23 protein-coding genes and 2 tRNA genes are annotated in these 25,131 nt (G+C 39.4%); 13 read left to right on the top strand and 12 right to left on the bottom strand.

Annotated elements, in window-relative coordinates; all coding sequences use genetic code 11:
* Positions 1-2 precede the first annotated feature (2 nt).
* The gene (locus tag ACKTS5_RS05885; protein ID WP_408042919.1) at positions 3-863 is read right to left on the bottom strand and encodes a flavin reductase family protein; all 861 of its coding nucleotides are present in this window, start codon (positions 861-863) and stop codon (positions 3-5) included.
* 77 nt (positions 864-940) lie between these two features.
* Between ACKTS5_RS05885 and ACKTS5_RS05880 the strand changes: the two genes are divergently transcribed.
* Entirely contained in the window at positions 941-2,098 is a 1,158-nt protein-coding gene (locus tag ACKTS5_RS05880) for a sensor histidine kinase (RefSeq protein WP_408042918.1), read from the top strand.
* A 159-nt stretch (positions 2,099-2,257) separates the two neighbouring features.
* On the opposite strand, the gene ACKTS5_RS05875 is transcribed toward ACKTS5_RS05880, so the two are convergent.
* Both ACKTS5_RS05875 and greA read right to left on the bottom strand, forming a co-directional pair.
* The gene (locus tag ACKTS5_RS05875) at positions 2,258-2,650 is read right to left on the bottom strand and encodes an HIT family protein (RefSeq protein WP_408042917.1); all 393 of its coding nucleotides are present in this window, start codon (positions 2,648-2,650) and stop codon (positions 2,258-2,260) included.
* 84 nt (positions 2,651-2,734) lie between these two features.
* Entirely contained in the window at positions 2,735-3,208 is a 474-nt protein-coding gene (gene greA, locus ACKTS5_RS05870) for a transcription elongation factor GreA (protein WP_408042916.1), read from the bottom strand.
* A gap of 108 nt (positions 3,209-3,316) precedes the next feature.
* Here greA and ACKTS5_RS05865 point away from each other — a divergent pair, with 108 nt between their 5' ends.
* From ACKTS5_RS05865 to ACKTS5_RS05830, 8 genes are all read left to right on the top strand, one after another.
* Positions 3,317-3,742: a putative periplasmic lipoprotein gene (locus ACKTS5_RS05865; RefSeq protein WP_408042915.1), complete on the top strand. Its 426-nt coding sequence runs from the start codon at positions 3,317-3,319 to the stop codon at positions 3,740-3,742.
* 63 nt (positions 3,743-3,805) lie between these two features.
* On the top strand, positions 3,806-4,963 hold the full coding sequence (locus tag ACKTS5_RS05860) for a 5-(carboxyamino)imidazole ribonucleotide synthase (protein WP_408042914.1): 1,158 nt from the start codon (positions 3,806-3,808) through the stop codon (positions 4,961-4,963).
* Between the two features lie 60 nt (positions 4,964-5,023).
* Positions 5,024-5,503, top strand: coding sequence for a 5-(carboxyamino)imidazole ribonucleotide mutase (gene purE, locus ACKTS5_RS05855; protein ID WP_408042913.1), 480 nt, complete (start codon positions 5,024-5,026; stop codon positions 5,501-5,503).
* A 79-nt stretch (positions 5,504-5,582) separates the two neighbouring features.
* The gene (locus ACKTS5_RS05850; protein WP_408042912.1) at positions 5,583-7,610 is read left to right on the top strand and encodes a M3 family metallopeptidase; all 2,028 of its coding nucleotides are present in this window, start codon (positions 5,583-5,585) and stop codon (positions 7,608-7,610) included.
* A 144-nt stretch (positions 7,611-7,754) separates the two neighbouring features.
* Positions 7,755-8,084: a hypothetical protein gene (locus tag ACKTS5_RS05845; RefSeq protein ID WP_408042911.1), complete on the top strand. Its 330-nt coding sequence runs from the start codon at positions 7,755-7,757 to the stop codon at positions 8,082-8,084.
* Positions 8,085-8,186: 102 nt separating this feature from the next.
* Positions 8,187-10,541 carry a TonB-dependent receptor gene (locus ACKTS5_RS05840; protein WP_408042910.1) on the top strand — a complete coding sequence of 785 codons (2,355 nt, stop codon included), beginning with the start codon at positions 8,187-8,189 and terminating at the stop codon, positions 10,539-10,541.
* Between the two features lie 15 nt (positions 10,542-10,556).
* A complete protein-coding gene (locus ACKTS5_RS05835) occupies positions 10,557-11,381 on the top strand; it encodes a hypothetical protein (protein ID WP_408042909.1) in 825 nt (274 codons plus the stop codon).
* 12 nt (positions 11,382-11,393) lie between these two features.
* Positions 11,394-11,864 (top strand): DUF4625 domain-containing protein, encoded by a 471-nt coding sequence (locus ACKTS5_RS05830; protein ID WP_408042908.1) that lies wholly within the window; start codon positions 11,394-11,396, stop codon positions 11,862-11,864.
* Between the two features lie 55 nt (positions 11,865-11,919).
* On the opposite strand, the gene ACKTS5_RS05825 is transcribed toward ACKTS5_RS05830, so the two are convergent.
* Together ACKTS5_RS05825 and ACKTS5_RS05820 are read right to left on the bottom strand one after the other, a co-directional pair.
* Positions 11,920-13,149: a glycosyltransferase family 4 protein gene (locus ACKTS5_RS05825; protein WP_408042907.1), complete on the bottom strand. Its 1,230-nt coding sequence runs from the start codon at positions 13,147-13,149 to the stop codon at positions 11,920-11,922.
* A 2-nt stretch (positions 13,150-13,151) separates the two neighbouring features.
* Positions 13,152-13,625 (bottom strand): heme-binding domain-containing protein, encoded by a 474-nt coding sequence (locus tag ACKTS5_RS05820; RefSeq protein ID WP_408042906.1) that lies wholly within the window; start codon positions 13,623-13,625, stop codon positions 13,152-13,154.
* A gap of 133 nt (positions 13,626-13,758) precedes the next feature.
* On the opposite strand from ACKTS5_RS05820, the gene lpdA reads away from it, so the two are divergent.
* Entirely contained in the window at positions 13,759-15,159 is a 1,401-nt protein-coding gene (gene lpdA, locus ACKTS5_RS05815; protein ID WP_408042905.1) for a dihydrolipoyl dehydrogenase, read from the top strand.
* 154 nt (positions 15,160-15,313) lie between these two features.
* On the top strand, positions 15,314-17,098 hold the full coding sequence (locus ACKTS5_RS05810) for an esterase/lipase family protein (protein ID WP_408042904.1): 1,785 nt from the start codon (positions 15,314-15,316) through the stop codon (positions 17,096-17,098).
* A gap of 51 nt (positions 17,099-17,149) precedes the next feature.
* Here the strand turns inward: ACKTS5_RS05810 and ACKTS5_RS05805 are convergent, their stop codons facing one another.
* The 7 genes from ACKTS5_RS05805 to ACKTS5_RS05775 form a co-directional block, all read right to left on the bottom strand.
* Positions 17,150-19,270 (bottom strand): peptidylprolyl isomerase, encoded by a 2,121-nt coding sequence (locus tag ACKTS5_RS05805; protein WP_408042903.1) that lies wholly within the window; start codon positions 19,268-19,270, stop codon positions 17,150-17,152.
* A gap of 102 nt (positions 19,271-19,372) precedes the next feature.
* Positions 19,373-20,665 carry a hemolysin family protein gene (locus ACKTS5_RS05800; protein WP_408042902.1) on the bottom strand — a complete coding sequence of 431 codons (1,293 nt, stop codon included), beginning with the start codon at positions 20,663-20,665 and terminating at the stop codon, positions 19,373-19,375.
* A 13-nt stretch (positions 20,666-20,678) separates the two neighbouring features.
* On the bottom strand, positions 20,679-20,876 hold the full coding sequence (locus ACKTS5_RS05795; RefSeq protein ID WP_408042901.1) for a hypothetical protein: 198 nt from the start codon (positions 20,874-20,876) through the stop codon (positions 20,679-20,681).
* Positions 20,876-21,448, bottom strand: coding sequence for an LPS export ABC transporter periplasmic protein LptC (lptC, locus tag ACKTS5_RS05790; RefSeq protein WP_408042900.1), 573 nt, complete (start codon positions 21,446-21,448; stop codon positions 20,876-20,878). The genes ACKTS5_RS05795 and lptC overlap by 1 nt, the downstream gene beginning before the upstream one ends.
* Positions 21,448-22,767, bottom strand: coding sequence for a hypothetical protein (locus ACKTS5_RS05785; RefSeq protein ID WP_408042899.1), 1,320 nt, complete (start codon positions 22,765-22,767; stop codon positions 21,448-21,450). The genes lptC and ACKTS5_RS05785 overlap by 1 nt, the downstream gene beginning before the upstream one ends.
* A gap of 14 nt (positions 22,768-22,781) precedes the next feature.
* Positions 22,782-24,068 (bottom strand): hypothetical protein, encoded by a 1,287-nt coding sequence (locus ACKTS5_RS05780; RefSeq protein ID WP_408042898.1) that lies wholly within the window; start codon positions 24,066-24,068, stop codon positions 22,782-22,784.
* Positions 24,061-24,792, bottom strand: a complete 732-nt coding sequence (locus ACKTS5_RS05775) for a type III pantothenate kinase (RefSeq protein ID WP_408042897.1) — start codon at positions 24,790-24,792, stop codon at positions 24,061-24,063. The genes ACKTS5_RS05780 and ACKTS5_RS05775 overlap by 8 nt, the downstream gene beginning before the upstream one ends.
* A gap of 111 nt (positions 24,793-24,903) precedes the next feature.
* On the opposite strand from ACKTS5_RS05775, the gene ACKTS5_RS05770 reads away from it, so the two are divergent.
* Both ACKTS5_RS05770 and ACKTS5_RS05765 read left to right on the top strand, forming a co-directional pair.
* A tRNA-Phe gene (locus ACKTS5_RS05770) sits at positions 24,904-24,976 on the top strand.
* A gap of 69 nt (positions 24,977-25,045) precedes the next feature.
* A tRNA-Phe gene (locus ACKTS5_RS05765) sits at positions 25,046-25,121 on the top strand.
* Positions 25,122-25,131 lie beyond the last annotated feature (10 nt).

The following is a 25,131-nucleotide window of genomic DNA, read 5'->3' as shown; positions in this document are numbered from 1 at the left end:
TGCTATTTAATTAAAAGTACTTTCCAAGCACTTTCTACATCATTATTTTCTAAATACTCTTGTGCAAAAGTATGTTTTTTTTCCTCAGTGAGCCCCACAAATTCTGGATGTTCTTGCTTAAAGTTATCAACAGCCACCTCAGAAGGTAATTGCTCAACGTTCCCCAACATCCCGAGGTTATTCCCCGTCAACACCTTACTAAACCGTATAGGTTCTGGAATTTGATCGACACCGATACCTAAGGTTGCTATCGGTTTAGGAATTTCAAAAAAACCATCTTTAGCTCTGGTGTAATAACTTCCACCAGCTCGGGCAACTAAATCTATTTTATGTTGATCTATACTTCCATCTGCTGCCAACACCTCTTCATTGATATGCATTTTCACCACTTCACAAACGATTAGGTTTCCGGCACCTCCCTCAGTTCCGGTATGAATGACCTCTTTTACGATACATTCAAATTGTACTGGCGATTCTGCAACGCGAAAGGGAGCTACTTTTTCAGAAGCTAGCATTGTTAATCCCGCCTTTTCAAATTCATTCGTTCCTTTCGGGTACATCGTACTGCTCAATGACATCTGCTGCACTATGTCGTAGTTGACAACATTAATTACGACTTCTTTGGTCGCTTCTGCATTGTCCAATGTGTGTTTAGTGGTATTGGCACGTACGCTTCTCGCTGGCGAAAAAATCATGATTGGAGGATTGGCTCCAAATACATTAAAAAAACTAAATGGTGATAAATTAGGTCTCCCCTCCTCATCGATAGTACTCGCAAAAGCGATGGGTCTTGGCGCTATGGCACCTAAGAGGTAACTGTGTAGTTTACCTACTGGAATATCATTGGGATTTATAGATAACATTTCTAATTTTATTTTACTGTAAATATACTACAGAATTACATAACCTGTTATAGTTTAGAATAGTTTATATTTGACCTATGAGTTTTTTTCAAAACACCTTTTGGCTAAAGCGTATCGCCATTTTTATTTCCGTGCTAATCGTTTCCTTTATCCTGTGGAATACCTATATTTTTTTCCAAAAATTTAAAGAAGAAGAACGATTAAAAATGGAGTTGTTTGCCACGGCTCTAAAAGAATTCGACGCTAACGAAAATTTGAATGATGAGTTTAATGTAGAAGGTAAAGTTATTGAAAGCATCCAAAACATTCCGCTTATCTTAACCGATGTTGACGGAAATATCATTGAAAGTCAAAATCTCGACAGCCTTAAAGTACTTCGAAATGGCTACCTTCAAGAGCAATTAGAGCTCATGAGAGCCCAAAATACTCCCATTGAAATTAGCTATAAAAATACTCCTAAACAATACGTGTATTATCGGAATTCTGATTTGCTATACAAGCTAAAATACTACCCTCTTGCCCTATTGCTAATTTTAGGACTCTTCTTAAGTATCATTTATATGGTTTTTAAGTCTGGAAAAATAGCAGAACAAAACAAATTATGGACGGGGATGGCCAAGGAAACCGCTCATCAAATTGGAACACCGCTATCTTCTTTACTCGGATGGATTGCGATATTGCGGACAGAAGATATTGATCCGAGTTATGTAGATGAAATAGAAAAAGACGTCAACAGATTAAATATTATTGCAAACAGATTTTCGAAAATAGGTTCCTTGCCCGAACTATTGCCACAAGACGTAGTGGCTATTAGCCGCAATGTTTTCAACTACCTAGCTTCGAGAAGTTCCAAGCAATTGCACTTTGAGTTTAGCTCAAATACTGATGCTACGGAGTTGCCTTTAAATAAAGAACTCTTTGGTTGGGTGATTGAGAATTTACTTAAAAACGCTATCGATGCCATGCAAGGTAAAGGTGAACTAAAACTCGAGATAGACGACAAGGCGAAATTCCTTAAAATCCGGGTAACAGATACTGGTAAAGGGATTCCTAAATCGCAATTTAAACAGGTATTTAAACCGGGATTTACCACCAAAAAAAGAGGTTGGGGCTTAGGCCTATCGCTCTCAAAGCGCATAATTAACGATTATCACAAAGGTAAGATTGCCGTGCTCAAATCAGAAATTGGCAAAGGCACTACTTTTGAAATACAGCTATCGAAAACACTGACATAAGTAGCCAACTCATCAGACTAGCAAGTATACAATTTACATCGTACCACTGAACAGGTACTTCGCTCTTTTTCGGATTCGATATCTTTTAGACGATTATTTAAAACACATCGAGACAACTTAAAGCCCCTGCTCAAAGCTAAGGGCAATCGCCTGCGAATACTATTCCATATTCGCTGCAATGGCTGCTGCCAAGGACGTAAACTCATCAGCTGTCAAGCTTACTTTGTTTACAAAACGCATATCATCCATGGTATTTATCGGAATCAAATGCACGTGAACATGAGGTACTTCTAACCCGATCACACTCATCCCGATACGTTCACAGGGCACCGTTTTTTCCAGTGCTTTGGCCACTTGGTATGAAAAGCGCATCAACCCGTCGTACTCAGATTGTGACAAATCAAATAATTTATTCTCTTCGCGTTTAGGGATTACCAAAGCGTGTCCTTTCGCGTTGGGATTGATATCTAAGAAAGCGAAGAATTCTTCGTTTTCTGCAATTTTATAAGAAGGCAATTCTCCTGCGATGATCTTTGAAAATATGCTGGCCATAATTGGTAGTTTTTGGTATAAAGGTAAAAAAGTATTCGAATTCCAATGCTGTTGGAGTTCGAATACTTTTACTCACAATATTGCTTAACGAGAGATATCGACAATTTCGAAATTCATAATCCCATTTGGCACTTTAATTTCTGCCAATTCTCCCACTTTCTTTCCTAAAAGTCCTTTTCCAATAGGCGAGTTTACTGAAAGTTTTCCGTTTCGAACATCACTTTCACTATCTGCGACCAAAGTATAGGTAAAGGCCATCCCGTTTTGAGTATTCTTTATTTTAACGATTGAGTGGATCAAGACTTTTGAAGTATCTAATTGACTTTCATCAATGATACGAGCGCTAGCCACGACGTTTTTTAATTTTGCTATTTTGGTTTCTAAAAGCGACTGTTCTTCTTTAGCAGCATGGTACTCTGCATTTTCACTAAGATCTCCTTTATCACGAGCATCAGCAATTTCTTGAGACACTCTAGGTCTTTCAACTTGCTCTAAATGAAACAATTCATCTTTTAGCTTTTTTAATCCTTCTTCTGTATAATAAGATACGTTGCTCATAACTTCAATAAATTTAAAAATCTCATGCGGTCAGCGATGAGATTGTCTTACAAATGTACAAAATTTTCGTAAATTCGTAACGTTCTATTCCTATTGAACCTTACACGAATGAAAAACATTTTTTACGTATTTATTTTATTTTTACTCACTGCATGCAGCAGTAGTCCAGCTGTTAACAGTTGTTTTCGAAACTCCATTCAACCCATACAAGTTGACCTGAACACACCACAACTTAACGGCTTACTCACCCCCAATGGAACAGCACAAGTAGCTGGAGGACTCAACGGTATTGTCCTTTTCAACAAAGGGACGGGAGGCTCTTTTAGCCCTTATATAGCTCTTGACCGACAGTGTCCTAACAAAGATTGTAATACACCAATGACCATTAGCCCACCCGTATTGGAATGCAGTTGTGATAAAAGTAAATACAGTATGTTAAACGGTAGCTTGATCTCTGGAACCTCAAACTGTGATGGAGGTGCACGTGTGTATAATGTTGTTCAAAATGGAAGTTCTTTACAAATAACCAATTAAATCAGTTTAGTATTTAATTAGATTGTTATTTTTGCAGCACAACAACACACTAACACATACATCGTGAAAAATTATTTTTCTTCATCTTTCAAATTGGGCGTACTTGGCGGCGGACAATTGGGAAGGATGTTATTGAGCGAAACCAAAAAACTAGACATCTATACCGCCATACTCGATCCGAATGAAGCAGCACCCTGTGCGAAAATATGTAATGAGTTTCACTGTGGTGACCTGTTAGACTACGACACGGTATACCAATTTGGAAAACAGGTAGACTTGCTGACCATCGAAATAGAAAATGTCAACATCGATGCCTTAGATGCCTTGGCAGCTGAAGGATTGCCTATTTATCCGAAACCAGAAAATCTTCGCATTATTCAGAGCAAGGCCGATCAAAAAAGCTTTTACGAAAAAAACGACATCCCGACAGCTCCATTTAAACGTTTTGACACCCTACAGGCGTTGCAAACTGCCGTTGAAAACGCTGAAGTTACCTTACCTTTTGTTTGGAAAGCCGCGCGTTTTGGCTATGATGGAAATGGTGTAAAAATAATTCGTCAGGCCAGTGATTTAAACAACCTTACACCCGATGCATGTATTGCCGAAAACTTGGTTCCTTTTAAAAACGAACTCGCGGTCATAGTAGCACGCAATGCGTCAGGAGCTCTTACTACCTACCCTGTCGTTGAAATGGAATTTCACCCAGAAGCCAATCAGGTTGAATACGTAATTTGTCCGGCTCGCATTGACACTAAGGTGGCTGAAAAGGCGCGTAACATAGCCTTACAAGTAGCGAATGCCTTTGACTTTGTCGGACTCTTAGCCGTTGAAATGTTCCAAACAGAAAACGACGAAATATTGGTGAATGAAGTAGCACCACGCACGCACAATTCAGGCCATTATTCTATTGAAGCGAGTTATACGAGTCAATTTGAACAGCATTTGAGAAGTATCCTTGATCTTCCTTTGGGGAAAACCGATAGCAAACTTGCCGGTATCATGGTAAACTTAGTAGGCGCTGAAGGACATAGCGGTGACGTCTATTACGAAAACCTGGAATCGATACTTGAAATCGATGGCGTAAGCCCACATATTTACGGTAAAAAACACACCAAGCCCTTTCGTAAAATGGGCCATGTAACCATCGTTCATGAAGATGTGAATGAAGCCCGTAAAATAGCACAGGAAGTAAAGGAAACAATTAAGGTAATCAGCAAATAAATAATCGTAACTGTTGTTCCTTTTGCACGGAACGAACAAGTACAGACAAAATATATACTTATGGTTGGAATTATCATGGGAAGCGACTCTGATCTTCCCGTAATGCAAGACGCAATTGATATTTTAGAAAGCTTTGACATTCCTGTTGAAGTAGATATCGTATCAGCACACAGAACACCTGAAAAATTAGTAAGCTATGCCACACAGGCTCACCAACGTGGGGTCCAAGTTATTGTAGCTGGTGCAGGTGGGGCGGCTCACCTACCGGGAATGGTGGCCAGTATGAGTCCGCTACCTGTAATTGGCGTCCCTGTAAAGAGCAGAAACTCAATTGACGGTTGGGATTCGGTACTCTCTATACTACAAATGCCTGGAGGAGTCCCTGTAGCCACTGTCGCTTTAGACGGTGCTAAAAATGCAGGTATCCTGGCAGCGCAAATCATCGGTGCTTCTGACAAATGTGTACTCGATAAAATCATCGCCTACAAAGAAGGCTTAAAACTCAAGGTAGAAAAAGCTTCCGAGAGAGTAAAAAAATAAGTACCTTAGGAACACAAAATATTATAAAACCTCATAAAGTCACTTTATGAGGTTTATCTAGTTAAAATAAGATTGATTTATGAATCCACTTTTAGAGAAATTTAATGCTGCTCCTTTTCAAAAAATAGAAGTAGCTAACTATAAACCCGCTATTAAAGAAGCCATTGACCAAGCACTCGAGGAAATTGAAGCGATTAGCAAGGCAAGTGATACACCTACCTTTGAAAATACTGTGGTTGCCCTTGACAATGCAGGAGAACAACTCGACCGAATTACATCGATATTCTTCAATCTAAACTCTGCCGAGACCAATGAAGAAATTCAGTCAATTGCCAGGGAAATTTCTCCTTGGTTGAGCGAATTTAAAAACGACATCACCTTAAATGCTGCCTTGTTCTCTAGAATACGCAGTGTTTACGATCAAAAAGAGCAACTAAACCTCAATACTGAACAAGCAATGCTCCTTGAAAAGCAATACAAAAGCTTTACGAGAAACGGTGCTAATTTAGAAGAGTCGGCAAAAACAACCCTGAGAAATATTGATGCACAGTTGGCCAAATTAAGTTTAGAATTCGGAGAACACGTACTTGCCGAAACCAATGCTTTCTCCTTACACATAACGGACGAAAAAGACTTAGAAGGCTTGCCAGAAGGGACCAAAGAAGCAGCTAAAATGCTCGCGCAACAACGCGAGTTAGACGGTTGGGTATTTACACTTGACTACCCGAGCTACGTGCCGTTTATGACCTACGCAGCCAACCGTGACTTACGAAAAAAAATGGCACTTGCCTTTGGGAGAAAAGGATTCCAGTCCAATGAGAACAACAATGAAGAAACCGTTCTTAACATCGTTAAACTACGTCATCAAAGAGCGAACTTATTAGGTTATAAAACCCACGCCCATTTTGTATTGGAAGACAGAATGGCCGAAACTCCAGAAAAAGTTTTGAGCTTTCTAAACGATCTTTTGGTTAAGGCCAAGCCTGCTGCCCAACGTGAATTTGACCACCTCTCTGACTATGCTCAAAAATTAGACGGTATCACACAACTCGAAAAATGGGACGGTGCTTACTACGGTGAAAAACTTAAAAAAGAATTGTACAGCCTCGATCAGGAGTTATTAAAACCCTATTTTAAGTTAGAAAATGTACTACAAGGAGCTTTTGACATCGCTGGGAAACTGTATCAATTACGTTTTGAAGTTACCGAAGATATCGACACCTACCACGAAGAAGTAACAGCTTATAAGGTATTGGACGAACAAGAAAACTTTGTCGCCTATCTGTATGCCGATTTTCATCCAAGACCAGGAAAGAGAAACGGAGCTTGGATGACTTCGTATAAATCACAACAAATTATCGCAGGAGTCAATGAAAGACCTCATATATCGATCGTTTGTAATTTTACCAAGCCAACGGCTACCAAGCCTTCCTTACTGACTTTTAATGAGGTTACCACCCTGTTTCACGAATTCGGTCACGCCCTGCACGGAATTCTCGCAAACACCACGTACAAAAGCTTATCGGGAACTTCTGTTTCGTGGGATTTTGTTGAACTTCCCTCACAAGTACTCGAAAATTGGTGCTATGAAGAGGAGGCACTTGCCTTATTCGCAAAACACTATGAAACAGGCGAAGCCATCCCAATGGAATACGTTGCGAAGATCAAAAAATCGGCCAACTTCCACGAAGGAATGCAAACACTGCGTCAATTGAGTTTTGGACTATTAGACATGAACTGGCACGGTCATCAAAACCCCGAAAGTATTGAGGACGTCAAAGCTTTTGAAACCCAAGCCTTTTCAAGTACGCAACTGTACCCATCCGTAGCGGAAAACTGTATGAGTACCGCTTTTTCACATATCTTCCAAGGAGGCTATTCAGCCGGGTACTACTCGTATAAATGGGCGGAAGTATTGGACGCCGATGCCTTTGAATATTTTAAGGAAGTCGGAATTTTCAATCGCGAAGTCGCCACCAAGTTTAAAGACAACGTACTTTCTAAAGGAGGTACGGAAAAACCTATGGAACTCTATAAACGATTCAGAGGTCAAGAACCGAACTCTGATGCCCTACTCAAAAGAGCGGGACTTATCGAAGCCCAATAATAAAACACGCCCCCTTGCACTTTGAGTTGTGAGGGGGCTTTTTAATAAGCTCCATTTTTTTAGAAAACGTTAACACTTTTTAACATAGCTATTCTATCCTAGCTTTATACTTTTGCAACCTGATTGCATTAACAAGACTACAGGATGTATTTAGCTATAAAAAAACGAACCATACTTGCCAGTATCCTACTACTGATTGTATGGACGATTCCTGCAGTTACCAAAGTTTTGCACACCGACTGCCATCAGGAAGGCCCAGAGCTAACACAAAAGCGTTCCTTTAAAAGTGAACATGGAGATCTTCCTTGTGAGCTTTGTGATTTCGCCACCTTTCCCAGTCAGCTAACGCTGCCAAATTACAGTTTGGAGCCACGAGATTATGTGATGACCACGGCTGTTGATACCTATACAAACACGCAATGGGATCACTTTTCTAACGAATACAAAAGTCTACGAGCTCCTCCTCGTATTTAACACACCACACCTTAACGTTTAAGGCCTTCACTGTATGCTACTCAGCGAGCGGTCGTATAACTGAGGACAAACCCATTTGTTACCACTTAAAATTAAACCCCAATGAATTCAAAAGCATTGTTCTTTGCTTGTTGGATATGCGCACTTAGCCTGTATTCACAAAGCGACTCATCCATAGCGCTCCGCATTCTTGATCAGGTATCTGAACAGCCAGTTGCCAACGCACACGTGCGGATTAACGCAAAGCTCACTACGACAGACAACCGAGGATATTGTCAGGTTAACGCGAGCTTAGGCAGCCAATGCAACATCAGCATTAGCCATCTAAACTATCAAACTTTACACTACCCTGCCTATCAGTTTAAACACGCTACACAAACGCTGTTACTCACGCCCATTAGGAACGTTTTGGACGAAGTTCAAATCAATAAAAGAACCTCTAAATTGTCACAGCGTATCGGAGCGACAACTATCCGTGTAGACAGCGCGTTTATGGCTCGAAACAGAGGTAATTCACTGGCACAGTCACTCGCATCCATCGCTGGCGTGAATGTGATGACCATCGGAGCAACACAGGCGAAACCCAGCATTCGTGGACTGGGGTTTAACAGGTTGGTAGTTTCGGAAAACGGAATCAAACACGAAGCGCAACAGTGGGGGGCTGATCACGGTTTAGAAATGGATCAATACGCTGTTGATCAGATTGAAGTTGTAAAAGGAGCTGCCTCCTTATCTTTTGGATCTGATGCCATCGCTGGAGTAATTCAGGTCAAAAACAACAAAATCCCGGCTGTCGGAGAACGAAAAAACGATTTACAATTAAACTACCAGAGTAACAATCACCTACTCGGGATCTCAGCAGGAATTACTCAACGCTATACCAAGTGGTTTTTTAAGACCAGAATTACGCATCAGGACTACAGAGATTATCGCGTTCCTACCGATAAAATTAACTACGATAATTACGTCTTTAACCTGTATCGACAACAACTTCGGAATACCGCGGGCTTTAGTCATAATGCAATCGCAGTACTCGGGTATAGCAGTGACTCTTTTAATTCGATAACCACCTTGAGTAACGTCAATGAAAAAAATGGTTTTTTCGCGAACGCACACGGGCTAGAAGTAAGAACCTCAAAAATTGACTACGACAAGAGCAACAATGATATATCCTTGCCTTTCCACAAGGTAAATCACTTTAAAATCAATCACCAAAATAGTTTTTTCTTCGACAACAGCACTCTTGAAATCAATCTTGGTTTTCAGCGCAATGATCGGGAAGAACATTCAGAGCCCGTACCACATGGGTATATGCCTACACCTCCTAATTCCTTGGAACGAAAATTCAAAAAAAACACTTACAACGCTACTTTTAAACACAAGTTTCACAACATCGCAGGCCACCGCATCACCTATGGAATCGATGGTGAATATCAAGACAATCAAATTGGAGGCTGGGGCTTTCTTATTCCCAATTACCAACGAACGGTACTCGGCGCCTATTTATTTGACGTTTACAAACCTTCAAAAACCTGGCAATTTGACGGTGGAATTCGCTATGACTACGGAAGAGTTAAAACGGAAGCCTACAGAGAATGGTTCCCTTCTCCATTAGGAAACGGAAATTCAGGAGTGAGTTACCGAAAGCGTTCCGACGACAAAACACTAAACTTTAGCAGCTTCAGTGCAGCTTTAGGGGCACAATACCACATTCGCTCATGGAAAATTAACCTGCAACTAGGAAAGAGTTTTAGAATTCCCCTGGCACATGAATTGGCTTCAAATGGAGTGAATTACCACATGTATCGATTTGAAGTAGGAAATCTTCAACTCCGTCCAGAAAGTTCGTATCAGTTAGACGCTAACATCCAATGGAAAACCTCTAAACTACGTTGGGAACTAAGTCCGTTTCTCACCTATTTTGACAATTTCATCTATCTGACGCCTACAACTAGTTATTACGAAACGTTGCAGCGCTACCAGTATACGCAAAGTAGTGTATTCCGCTATGGAGGAGAGTTTACTGTGCGCTATGACATTCATCCTTCACTCACAGTAAACGCCAGTGCCGAATACGTAAAAGCACGACAGCTCAACGGCCCTAAGAAGAACTTTTCACTGCCGTTTACACCTCCATTTACAGCGAGGTTGGGAATACAATATCAACCGCAGCATTTCGCTACTCAACAGCGATTAACGCTGTTTGCCAACACTGTCTTTACCGCTGATCAGAACGAAATTGTACCTCCAGAAAAGCCGACACCTGGATACCAACTGGTTCATTTAGGAGCCAGTGCAGCACTTAAAATATTTTCAAAAAAGCACCCCACTCGGGTCCAACTCAATGTCAACAATGTGTTTGACGCCAAAGTCTTTAATCACACTAGTTTTTACCGTCTCATCGAAGTACCTGAGCCGGGAAGAAATTACTCCATTCGAATCATTCAATCATTTTAACTTAATATTTAAATTATGAAAACCATTTTAAAACCTCTCTTTTTACTTTTTATAAGTACGCTTATCGTTTCTTGTAGTGATGATGAGCAACCTACCCCTAGCTTTGAAGAAAACATTCATAGCGAACGTTTTAAAGACATGGAATTAGGTAACTCCAACTTTATTCTTCCACAGTCAAACATAGACGTGCATACTGAATTTGAATACAAAGGAACCAGTAAAGTAACCAAAATCTACTTCAATGTGCAGCCTAGTAATGTACCGAGTGTAGGAAGTGGAGAAGTTGCTTGGGAATTAAAAGATCACTTAGTACCGACTGCCAATTACGCGGGTCAATTAAATCCACACATTCACTATCACGTGTACTTTGATGAAACCAACAAATACCAACCTAAATTTAAGCCTGCTGCCGGAGTGTACAAGTTTAAAATTACTGTGATGCATGAAGACGGAACAAAGGCCGTAATTACTAAAGACCTAAACATCGTTAAAAAATTCAAAGAATTAGAAGTAGGTAAAGATCAAAAAGTAACTTTCGGATCTGATGAATTACACATAGAATTCGAGTACCTTTCAGATCCTGCTACCGTTAGTGACATCACCTTACAACTCTATTTCAAAGAATGGAGAACGGGACAAAGCGTTGCTGTAGGAAAGTGGAATAGCATGACCAAGGTAATTCCAAAGAACCTTTACGACGGGGTTAAAAATCCACATATCCACTATCACATGGATCTATTGAAAGATTCTCCAAAAGGAAATTATTGGTTAAACATCTTAGTAAAAGAAACGGGAAGCAACAGTCCGGTAAAACTCTCTGTTCCTTTTGTAATTGAATAATCTCAGTATCCAATGAAACTACGTTCAAAACTTTCCGCTCTATTCCTGCTTATGATACTTGCGAGTTGTAGCAGCGAATCGGAAGCGCCAGATAAGGAAAAACCAACCATCTCGGTAAATTACCAAGAGGGCTTCCCTAAATCGTGTACTGTACTTAAAAAAGGACAAAAATACACGGTAAAAGTACAGACCTCTGACAATATAGGTCTCGCTACCTATGCCATTGACATTCATCATAACTTTGATCATCACACACATGATGACCAAGGCGCTCAATGCACCTTGTCACCGGTAAAGACTCCGATTACCCCTTTTATTTTTATGCAAAACTACAACATAGATGGGGCGCCAAAAAGCTATGAAATTCAACAAGAGCTAAGTATACCCTCCAACATTGACAGTGGTGATTACCACTGCCAAATTTCCGTCGTTGACGTAACTGGATGGCAACGCAGAACCTCTATTGATATTAAAATAGAATAATAAAAAATCCCTTTTGAATACTCGTATTCAAAAGGGATTCTCTTTAATTTTGATCTCAGTTCCGATTTTTCTCGGTAATCCATTTACTCATGTACTTAGTAGCTTGTAGCGTTTTGTACTGTAACATGGACCCGATAAAATTCGCCCGTCTATCTTGACTTAAGTTGTCGAGTCGCTGTTCTATCTGCGCCAATAAACGCGCACTCAGCAGTTCCTGTTCGTAGTGCTTATTAATCAATTGAATACCGTGCTCCCTAGCCTGCTCCCATGCTTCTCGATTTCGATACAAATCAACTGCCGCGGTTACAAAGTCGAGTTCAGAATCTACCACCACTCCATTCCAAGGTAGTCCATCATGCATACCTTCTGCTCCAATTTTAGTAGTAACACTAGGCGTTAACATGCGCATTGCTTCGGTTAACTTACCTTTAATTCCAGCACCAAATCGAATGGGTGCCAACACCACTCTTGCCTCTTTAACGGGGATTTCTGCATCTTCCACATAGCCCTTTACAAAAAGTCCCATTGTGGGCTTGTGACATTCTTGTATTTGTTGTGTAGGATACGCACCGTAAATATGTAGCTCTGCTTCCGGAAGCTGCTTCCTTATTAGTTTCCACAACGATCGTAACTGCAGCACTGCATCGACATTCGGTGCGTGTAAAAAATTCCCAACAAAAACGAAGTTTTTACGCGATTCAAAATCACTATTGCCTGTATTCTCAGGCATTTTTGGATACATAAACGGCAAGTGATACAACAGGGATTTCGGCACCTTGAACAAACTCGTCAACAGCGTCATTTCATAGCTTGAAATAATCAACGAGACATCTGAACGGTAAATGGCCGCAAGTTCTCGTTTTGCCATATCTGACTCTAGTAAACTTTCAACCGCAAAGGGACTTCCTTTTTTAACGGCCTGCTGTCTGGCCAATCGCAAACAATGCAAATCTTCTGTATCGAGTATGCGCAACGCCTCTGGGCAGGCTTCTGCCACTCTCCAACCAAACTGCTCCTCCATCATATAACGATCGAAAAGGACCACTGTGGGAGCTTCCCTTTTGATAAAATCATCAAAACTCTCGTGATTTAACTCAATACTCGCTTCCTTTACTCCTAAAGATTGCAAATCGAATGCTTCTTTATTTTTTTGCGCCGGTGTCGCAAAAGTTACTGTATACTCATTCCTCAAAAAGAAAGCTATGAGCTGTAACATTCTACTTCCGGCAGCGGAGGCCTTCGGACTCACCCAAACATAGCCAATAACAACGACGTGCTTTTTCAATACTACTGCTGTGTTAATTGTTTTTTATACGTTGCCTGCACTTCCTTCGCCCAACTCACCAAGCTATTCACTTCATCCGCTGACAACTTCGCATCTCCATGTGTCCAGGTATAGGAACTTATAGGCATGTGCTGCTCTTCCACTTCTTCGTACACTTCTTCCATTTTGTGCTCTTTGCGCTTTAAAGAATACGCACCCCAATTCGAGAAGTTCAAATGCTCTTTCCCTTCTTCAATGTGATTAGCCATCCAGTAGTTCACTGGTACAATACCGCTGTACCAAGGGTATTGTGTAGTATTGCTATGGCAATCCAAACAGGCTTTTGTTAAAATTTCTTTTACTTCTTTTGAGGGATTTGTCTCCGCATAAAAGGGAGCTAAGGCTTTGTAATCCCCAGTATTCTTGGCGGGTTGAAAAAAATGACTAATCAGCCAAACCACGACAATTACACCCCCTACTCGTTTTATTGTTTTCATTACGTTAAAATTTTGCGCTTTAAAAATAGTAATTCTAAAGTAGTGAGCTATAATATCACAAATAATTGTAACTTTGTGGTCCTCATAGAAGAACTCAATAATTTAGGTTAAAAACCTTAAAAATCAGATAACAATGAAATACGATGTAATCGTTATAGGTTCTGGGCCTGGTGGATATATTTCTGCCATCAGAGCTGCTCAATTAGGAAAAAAAGTTGCCATCATAGAAAAATATCCTACCTTAGGAGGTACTTGTTTGAATGTAGGATGTATTCCATCAAAAGCTTTATTAGACTCTTCTCACCACTACTACGATGCTGTTCATCATTTTGAAGAGCACGGTATCAGTGTTGAAAAGCCTAGCTTCGATTTTGGTAAAATGGTTGATCGCAAAGCCTCAGTGGTAGAGCAAACCACAGGTGGAATCAAATACTTAATGGACAAAAATGACATTACCGTATACGAAGGTCTAGGTTCATTCGAAAGCAACACCCAAGTAAAAGTAACTAAAAACGACGGAAGTTCAGAAGTTATTGAAGGGACGAATATCATCATTGCTACCGGATCTAAACCCTCTACCTTACCTTTTATCTCTTTAGATAAGGAACGTATTATCACCTCTACTGAAGCTCTTAAATTAAAAGAAGTTCCAAAACACCTAATCGTAATTGGAGGTGGAGTTATCGGTTTGGAATTAGGTTCTGTATACAAACGTTTAGGAGCTGATGTAAGCGTTGTTGAATACGCTCCAGCTATTACGCCAACCATGGACAAAGACGTTTCAAAAGAACTTACCAAAGTATTGAAAAAACAAGGTATGAAATTCCACGTTAGTCATGGAGTTAGTGCTGTAGAACGCAAAGGTGAGGAAGTTGTTGTTACCGCTACCAACAAAAAAGGTGAGGAAGTAAGCTTTACTGGTGACTATTGTTTAGTTGCTGTAGGTCGTCGTCCTTATACAGACGGACTTGCACTAGACAAAGCTGGAGTTAAGGTAAACGAGCGTGGACAAATTGATGTAAACGACCATTTACAAACGAATGTTAGTAATATTTACGCTATTGGTGACGTAGTTCGCGGAGCTATGTTAGCACATAAAGCTGAAGAAGAAGGTGTTGTGGTAGCTGAGTATTTAGCAGGACAAAAACCTCATATCGATTATAACTTAATTCCTGGTATTGTTTATACGTGGCCAGAAGTTGCTGCTGTTGGTAAGACAGAACAAGAATTAAAAGATGCTGGTGTAGCCTACAAAGCTGGTAAATTCTCAATGCGTGCCCTTGGTCGTTCAAGAGCAAGTGGAGATTTAGACGGATTTGTAAAGGTATTAGCCGACAAAAACACAGATGAAATATTAGGTGCACATATCGTTGGTGCCAGAGCTGCTGACCTTATTATGGAATTAGCAGTAGCTATGGAGTACAGAGCTTCAGCAGAAGATGTTGCTCGTATTTGCCACGGACACCCAACCTATTCAGAAGCCATTAAAGAAGCTGCGAAAGCTGCTTGGGATGGAAAACCTTTAAACGCTTAATAGCTTTTTAAAGCACAGATAAAAAAGCAGCTCAAATTGAGCTGCTTTTTTTATTAACCTAGTATAAGAACCTGCTCTAAAAATAAAGATTCGTAAGTTTTACTGTTAATATTTTATATATTATATACTTTATTAACATAAAACCCTTCATAAAATGAATCTAAAACTATTATTAGTACTAGCTCTCTTATTACAATCCTTTGGTATTAGCGCACAGTTCGCAGAAAAACAGCTCCCGGAACCCTCCCGACTCAGTTCACTATTTATCGGTCCTTTGCTTAAATCGACCATACATTACGGCGCTGCACCCACAAATTTTGACGGTAATGTCATCGTTTTCAATCACGGATACATTGATTTAAACCAATTATTTTTCACTAATAATGATTTTTACCAACAGGCATACGATGCCGGCTACCAGGTAGTTTTTGTCGCTACTACCCGTGGTAAAGGCATGTGGGAAAATGGTAAGCTCCTAGCACAAGCCCTTGACAAAATCACAAAAAAATACGGAGTACAACAAGTTCAAATTATCGCCCATAGCAATGGTGGTAAAGCCGCTGAAGTAGCCATGTACAAATATGGAAAGTACGACAAGGTATCAAGAGTAATCGCCTTGGGAACCCCCTATTGGGGTACCTACTTAGCCGACATTTCTCAACAATGGTGGTTTAACTGGCTCTGGAAAAAAACAGGTCTCAATGAAGGTAGCGCTACTTCTACAACCTACTATTGTCGCGAAGTAGTACGCCCGTATTTTGACAAACATCCCAATAACGAACCTGAGAAGTTCTATTTACTAGGAGGATCTGGTTTTGCTAAAGGTCATACCCTACTCGCTCCTGCCATGCTCGCCAGCGGACTGATTATTTATGCAAAACAAGGAGCTAATGACGGTGTAACGCCTTATTCAAGCTCTTTACGTCCTAACGGACATCAGCTATTTAAAAAGAATGAACTCGGCTTAGATCACGTCGACATTGCCCTAGGACAGCACGTATGGAAATACATTGCACCCTTATTGCAAAAATCGAGTAATTCAAAACCGGTCACTTCCAGCACGTATCGTCAGCAACCAACCTATGATACTAGTAATTATCAAATTGTACACGTAAAAGCGCAAGGACAAACAATTACTTTAGACAAGCAGCAGCAGGCGTATGAAATCGCGTTTATACCGAGATATCACGGTTCAAAAACTGAACTCATCGTTAACGACAAAAAACTTCGTCCCGAACAGTTTTCAAGACACGAGTTCCCTGCGAAAAGCACCGGAATTCCGGAACGTACATTAACCATTGCGGGTACAAAAGGATTGGCGTTTATCAAAGATCCAAACGGCCCGACATTGATGTTTAAGTCTGACCCGAAACAGCAGCAATTAAGCCTGCAGTTCGACCGTAACGTTCCCTCGAGTACTTCGGGTACTATCTACGGTATTATAACGCGTAAGGCTACAATTACCGGTGTACCTGTTACCGAGCGTCCAATCGTTCTTAATTTCTCGAAAAAAGCACACAATAAAGGATATCTCCTGCGTACCAACGAGCTTAAAAACGGGATTTACAGTATTCATATAGAATATCGCAGTGCAACACTGAGACGCAGTTTACTATCGGGCTTTACCCTTGGAAAACCAGCCAACGGCATTTCATCAAATACCGAGAGCCGTATAAATTCACAAAGCTTATTTCGCTTGAAAAATCACGTAATTCAGGAGTATCTTCACATAAAGTCACTGAATAAATCTTCAAATGAAACACAACGTATTTCTATTAGCTTGTACGACCTCAATGGTAGGGAAGTAATTCAGGATAACATGTCACTTACTGCTCGCCACTATCAACCTATTGACCTCGGGCATTTGAGCAGTGGTATATACCTCGTTACAGTTCGCTCCACAGGGCGACAGCAAAGTTTTAAAATTGTTAAACAATAAAAAAAGCCGAGCAAATGCTCGGCTTTCTTTTATATGGTATCGGGTTACAGTTTATTCTGTAATTCCGTAAAAACTACTTACGTTATCATCGATGTCAGAAGCCTTCTTAATAGCTTCATACATTTGATACGTTTTGTTTCTTCTCTCGTTAGCTAAACGCTTTCTGTATGTATTGTAGTTTGGCAACGCCGTAGGCAATTCTCTTTTGTCTATTACAAAAGCATACACTCCTCTTTCTCCTACTACTGGAGCAAATACTTTATTAGGTGCTGCATTGATCATCGCTCCAACAATTTTAGGCTCGTAACCAACACCAGATAACGTAGGTGATTGTAAATTTACATCGGTTGCAGTTCTGATACTCTGTCCAGAAGATTTCGCTATTTCCTCTAAACTACTCCCTTTCATTTTTCCTTCAATTAAGGCTACTTTCTTTTGGTTTTCAATTTTAGTACGGATATCAGCAGGAACTTTAGATACAGGCATTAATCCTTTAGCAGTTTTACCTGTTAACTGAGCAACTACATAACCTCCTTCTACATCAAATCTTTTCGTATCTCCTACTTTTGCATCTTTATCAAATGCCCAAGTAACGATAGAACGTTGCTTTCCTAATCCTGGTACATTTTCGTCTAAAGCCTTTAAACCAACAGCTGGTACAGCCTTTACATTATTTTCTTCTACAAGTTCGTCAAATTTCTTACCTCCCTCTAATGCTAAAGTGAAGGTTGAAGACTTTTGATACACATCGTTTTCAGTTGCATCAGAAGGTACGATATCTCTACCGAAAGTAACCATTTTGATTACGTTTTGTGGGTTCTTCTGATCTTTGATCTCAATAATGTGAATCCCGAAGTTAGTTTTTACTACACCGTAATCACCTTTCTTATTCTCAAAACAGAAATCTCTAAACTCAGGCACCATAGTAGTATAGGTAAACCATCCTAATTCTCCTCCTTTTGAAGCATTTGACTTATCCGATGAAAACTCCTTTGCAAATTCTGCGAACTTAGCTGGGCTCTTTTTGATGATTGCCAACAAGCTATCTGCTTTGCTCTTTGCTTGTTCTTCAGTATCCTTAGTATCTGCCGATGCCGTTCCTGCACCGATATAAGGGATTAATATGTGATTCGCTGAAACTGAATCAGGAATTTGAGTTACCTCAGTAACTTTTGAAATTTTGAATTTGTTTGCGTGTCTATAAGGTCCAACAACATCACCAACTTTAGCTGCAAATAACTCTTCAGCTACCACCTGTGGTACTTCTACTTTAAAGCGGAAGTTTGGATTCAATGCAACATCTGATTTTGCATCTTCTAAAAACAACTCGTAATCTGTTGCATTTTTTAATCCTTCATAAACCTGACCGTTGTTCGTCGTATTATTGATAAATCCAGCTACTTCTTTTTTAATAGCTTCCTCGTCATCAGACGTCGGTGTCACATCAAACTTAACGAACTTAATATCTCTAGAAGATTCTACTTGGTAAGAAGCAGCTCTTTCCGAAATGTATTTTTGAATATCAGCAGAAGTTACTTTCACTAATGAATCAGAAATTGAACTGAACGGTGTATACACGTACTTTCCTGAAACTTTTGTTCCTTCGTTCATGTACATAGTTTCTCCTTCTTTTAAAGAAGCACCCAAACCAGCAGCAACTAAGTTGTCATAGGTTCTTTTTTCAATAGTACCACGAAGAGAAACCATATAATTTTGCCACGCTTTCCACTCAGGTCCATTTGCTTCTTTTACAGTCGCCAAGTACTCTTTTACCTTTGCTTTATCAAAAATACCAGAAGTAAGGAAACGCTGATCTGACTGAATGTTAGGAGAATCGTAAATTGCTTGCATAATATCAGCCTCACCAACGGTGATACCAGCTTCCTCTAATTGACTCTTGTACAATTTTTGACGTACTAACTCATTCCAAACAGTTTTAGCTGCTTGCATTTCTGAAACCCTAGAGCCCACTTGTTGTTTATAATTTTCCAAAGCATTGGAAAACTCTTGACGAGAAATAGTTTCTCCGTTTACAGAACCTATTTCATTTACTTTTGTAGAATTAAAGAAATCTGAAATAGTAGAAGGGTCTAACACGAATGCAAAAAGTGCTAAACCTACAACAAGAATCAAGAACATTGAGCGTTCTCTAATTTTCGATAAAATTGCCATACGTCATTTTATTTTATTAACAGTGTGCGAAAATACAATTTCACATTTAAAAATGCAATGTTTTTTTAGCTGTTTTAGAGTAAGTTTGACTAAAAATTAGGATTAATCTTCTGGCTGAAGTACGCGCATATATATCGCATCGATTTTAGCAGCGCTCATATGAAGTATTTTAATTTCGAAATTATCGAGAAGGAAAACCTCTCCTTGCGTGGGTAAGCTCTCTGTGTGGCTGATGATAAATCCACCTAAAGTTTCATAAGCTTCTTCTTTAGGGATCGCTAATTGGTATTCTTCATTCAAGTAATCCACTTCCAAACGCGCTGAAAAATGATACTCATTTTCGGTGATACACTCTTCCAAAAGTTCTTGACTGTCGTGTTCGTCTTCAATTTCACCGAACAATTCTTCCACAATATCTTCCACAGTAATAATTCCTGAAGTTCCTCCGTACTCATCTACAACTACAGCGATACTGCGTCTTTTTTTCATCAGTACGTTAAGGATATCATTGATAATCATAGACTCTGGCACAAACTCCACTGGAAGCAGTATACTTTTAATGCTCTTAGGTTTCTTAAACAATTCAAAAGCATTCACATAGCCCAGTATATCGTCTAAAGAATTCTTGTACACTAAAATTTTGGACAATCCCGTTTCAATAAACTCTTCTTTCAAAACCGTCACCGATTCGTGAATATCGACAGCGATAATCTCGGTACGCGGTACCATAATTTCACGTGCTTTTACCTTGTGAAACTCCAAGGCATTTTGGAAAATTTGGATTTCAGTATCTATGTCTTCCTGATCATCCCCCGTTTCTAACTGTTCTGAAATATACATTCCAAGCTCTTCTTTACTAAACTCAGTTTGCGTTTCATTTTCCTGTGCTTTAAAAAACACTTTCAAACAAAAGTCAGAAATTTTTGTAATGATCCAAGTTACCAAATAAAAAACCCAATAAAACACATAGGCTGGAATTGCGAAAAAACGCAGCATTTCATTCGCATAAATCCTGAATATTGCCTTTGGTAAAAACTCTGCAGTAACCAAAATCAATAAGGTAGAGATCAAGGTTTGTGTCAGTAAGTTTAAATCTTTAAGCAGGTAGTTTAACAGCGTGTATTGCGAGGGTAGAAACGACTGAAACCAAGTCATCAACAAATCGCCCATAAAATAACTGTAAATTACGAGGGCAACGTTATTACCGACAAGCATGGTGGCGATAAATTTTGAGGAACGCCGTGTGAGTTTTGCGAGAATTTTTGCAAACAGGCCTTCGCGTTTCTTTTCGAGCTCAATATGCAATTTATTGGCGGATACAAAAGCGATTTCCATCCCTGAAAAAAAGGCGGAAAACAATATAGACACTACAATAATTACAATATTCACGCTCATAAAATCAAAATCGTTATTGCTGTTTATTTCGAGCTTCTATTTTTCTTCTAAAGCGACGCTTGAACAAAAATATCACAACGATAAAGACCGATAATCCAAACATAATCATCGCTCTAGTAACATCAGTAGACAGTGCAATAATACCTTCTACTAAAAAAATGATTCCCACTACCAGGTATCCGTATTGTAAAAACTTCCAAATGCTTTGCATTATAAATCTTCTTCTTTAGTTAAAATTTTACCGGTTATATCCTTGGCGATAAATTTAGACAAATCTTGACGAGATTCAAAACCATATCCATTAATCGTATCCGTCGGGTTGGTCAAACGGAAACCGTCTTCCGTAAAAAAATAGTGTTGGGTTTGATCCCAAAACAACTGGTTGGTTTCGAGTCTTGATTTCTCGGTATGATTGATAATCACCACATTATCTCGGATTTCTGAGATTCTGGTTTTATTATAGGTCAGCGCGTAATTCCCTGTAATGGTGGTAGAGTCTTTTCCGTCGTTTTCATAGGTTACTATCTTAATTCCCTTAGGAAACTCGTTGTACGGATGCTGTTCTCTATTACTAAAATCATACAATACAGGAGTAATTAACCTAGAGGTTATTTGCCCTGAATCTTTATAGACGTGATAAATATCTTTACCAATCGCAATTGGCAAATTCTTATCTTTTAAAAAGTCTTGTACTTCTTTTTTTGAATTGGTACAAGAAAAAAGCATTGCCATCAACAAAATGATGGCAATGCTCGTGAATATATTATGTTGTCTAACAGTCATTAGTTAACAGGTACTTTTACCGTTTCTCCAATCCAACATCCAATTTTATGAGATGATCCTGGAGCTACTCCTTTTTGGAATATTAACTTCTTAGAAGGAACAAACTTTCTATAACTCTTAATGTATCTACCTGCACCACACCCTGGATCAACGCGTTTCGCTTTCATCGCTTTGTTTAGGGCTGCTACATATACCATTCTCTTTTCGAACTCATCGCTACCACAAGAGTTTGCACTCTTTTGATACAAGCTAGCAATGTATAAATACGCTTTACCTAAATTAGGGTTGTACTTCAATGCTTCCAATGCCAATGCACGTGCTCTGCTTCCTGAAGCTCCTTGAGCTTCTCTTAATTTAAGCTTCGCTTTTTTCAACGGGTCTGTTTCTAAATCAAAGGCTTTCTTTCTCATTTGAGCAGCACCTTTGTTATCTCCGTTTTTAGCTAATACCGCAGCAACAAAGTTAAATGCATCAGCTGATTGAGTTACATCAGCATATGATTTAGCCAATTTCTCGAACAAAGGATCTCCTTGACATTCTTTGTTAAACATTCTCGAAACCGCTCTTTTTAACCAAACTCCATCGGTTTTCTTTGCATCGTATTCTTTTGAATACACCATTACCAAACGCTCACAAGTTGCGATTTCAGCTAATTCAGCATCCAATCCTCCTTCTACTAGTCCTAGAGAAGTAGAGTTTACTGTATATGCTTTTAAGCGCTTTGCTTCTTTAGCATCTAAGGTTCCTGCTTCTTCCTTCGCCTGTAACTTGGCAATTTTCTGGTTGTAGTCATCTAATTTTTCTCCTACAGACTCCATTACGTCATCATAGGTATCAAATACTTTTTGTGGATCTGTGTCTTTGTACTTCGCTACGATCGCTTTAAAGTATCTAAAAATGTTTTTAACACTCATCTCCTTAGGAGAAATAGCATAGGCTTTTTCTAAAATTGTAAAAATCTCAGCGTCTGAACCTAATTTATTTGCTATTAAGAACGTTGCGTACTCACTGTGCGCTTTAGCAGCTCCCTTATTTGGGAAATAGGTTAAACGTCCTTCATAAATTTTCTTTGCTAAAACAGCATCTTTCGTCTTTTTAGCAATCTTTGCCCCGTACTTATAGATATTTACTGATAACTTAGGACAGTTAGCTAGCAAGTAATCTAAATCCGGTCTGGCAGCATCATACTTTTTTGTAAGTGCATTTCCTTTAAACAGGTTGTACTTGATATTACACTCTTCGCTTGCCTGCGCTTTAACCCCATTTACGGCTACAAACAAAAATACTCCTGTAAGTAAATTCGTAATTTTTTTCATCATGTATCAGTTTTTTATTAATCTATTTTTCTCTTGACAAACCACTTATTACTATTTAAAGACAAACTCAACTTCACATTAAAGTAGTTCTCTTTAATTAAACTATTCGTAAGTGTTCCCCTCTGTCCATATTCAAATCCTAAATTTACATTAGATATTTGTTTTGGCAATGGTAATCCAACTCCAATATTTATGCCAAAATCATTTATTGATGTTAAATTTTGCCCAGTTCCGGTTCCATCTGCCTTAATACCAATCTTTTCGAAGCGAAGACCTGCTCTATAGGTCACGCGATCCCAGTAGCTTTGAATTGAGTTCATCTTTGGAATATAGTATCCTCCAATCGCAAATTTGTTCCCACTTTCGTACTGGAAGCTATTCGAATTATTCAAACCATTCGTAACGTTTACCGCTTCTTTAAATTCTTGGTTAATTCCAACGTACCATTTGTTTTCCTTTCCTAAACCTACACCAAAAACAGTTTTTACTGGCATGCTCAAGGTTCCTTCTTTCTTTATGTTGTACAATTCATCACGTATCGCCTCTGCCCCAGAGGTATTGAACGTCAATGAGTACAAACGCTCATTTCCTTTAGCAGACAAATCACTTTGTAACGTTATGGCTGCCCCAGTAGACAATTGAAGTTTGTTCTTCAACTCCGTCTTATACTGAGCCCCAAATTTAAATTGTCCTCCTCGAATTGACAATCTTTCATGGTACTTTGTTGCCAAACTTACCTGACTTCTCTGATTTAAGATACTATTTTCAATCGTTCCGAAAATAAAACTCGCCTCTGCACCTAATGATAAACCGTCAAACACATACATACCAAAACTCGCGTACAATCTGTTCGTTCCTCCCGATCCGGTAAAACGCGTAATCTCTGTTAAATCTGATCCAGTGTAGACTCTATTCATCAAGGCATATCCCACGGAAGAGAACGGTTGTATTCCTGCAGAAAACCCCGCTTTTTTCCCTACTGGGAAACCCAATGCAATGTATCGTAAACTCGTAGAGTTACCTGATTGACTGTTCGCGCCTTCTTTTAAGTTCAAAAAAGTAAGACTTCCACCAATGGCGTAGTTTGCAAACCTCAAATCAGCCATGGCTGCCGGGTTCGTAAAATTTAAATGATAGCTATCTTTCATCGCAGCACCAATTCCTCCCATAGAAGATTGTTCCACTGTTAACGGATCAAAGTTCTCACCAATTCCAAAATAAGAATAAGGAGATGCGCTGTTTCTCTGTGCTACAATTGCTGTACTTGTAAGTACGAATATTCCTAGTAATAACCTCTTAATCATTCGCTATATTAAATATCAAAATAGTGTGTAATCCCTCCAAAACAAAATTCGGATGGGCAAATATGCCATTTTTAAATTGTTCTGACAAGAATTTTGTGTCTCCCCCTGTTAAAACAACTGTTAAATGTTGATAGCGTGCTTTATATTGATTAACAAGACCTTTTATTTCATTATATACTCCATTTACCACTCCGACATGCATAGAAGTGGCCGTATCTGTACCTATAAAATCATCCGGAGCACAGGTTTCCAACAAAGGCAACTTGGCCGTAAACTCCGATAATGACCTGTACCTCATACGAATACCAGGAGCAATAGCCCCACCTAAATAGTTCTTATTAGCATCTATAAAATCATAAGTAATACAGGTACCGGCATCGATAACCAATACATTCTTACCCGGATACTGCTGCACGGCTGCAGCGGCAAGTGCTATTCTATCTACTCCTAAAGTTTTTGGAGTTCCATAGGCATTATGAAATGGCACTGGTGTTTCAGCATTCAAAAAAATGGGGTTCAACAGTTCCTTAAGTCGAGCAACTTCATCTGCCGAAAATCCGGCTACAGACGAAACAATGCTATGTGTGATGTTGAATTCAGAAAAAAAATCAAAAATTTTTTCAAAAATTTTTGGGGTCAAAACCACCTCTAAACGCTTCAAGCTACCCTCCTCAAAAACAGCTAACTTAGCTCTCGTATTTCCGATATCCAATATTAAAAACATGTCTCTTTTTTATGAAAACCCAAAGGTACAACACAAAAATTTTTAATCAAAAATTTTGGCAGATTGAAAAAGGGTTGTATATTTGCATCCGCTTAGCGAAAGCAGCAGACTGGTGCCTTAGCTCAGTTGGTAGAGCAAAGGACTGAAAATCCTTGTGTCCCTGGTTCGATTCCTGGAGGCACCACAAATAAAGCTCGCAATCTCGGTTGCGAGTTTTATTCCAAAAGCTGCAAGACTTAAGCAAACCAACAATGGTGCCTTAGCTCAGTTGGTAGAGCAAAGGACTGAAAATCCTTGTGTCCCTGGTTCGATTCCTGGAGGCACCACCATAAAAACCCG

The sequence above is a fragment of the Tenacibaculum litopenaei genome, from assembly GCF_964514025.1.
Classification (GTDB): domain Bacteria; phylum Bacteroidota; class Bacteroidia; order Flavobacteriales; family Flavobacteriaceae; genus Polaribacter; species Polaribacter litopenaei.
Note: the sequence above shows the minus strand (reverse complement) of the source record. Positions and strands in the feature narration are given on the sequence as shown.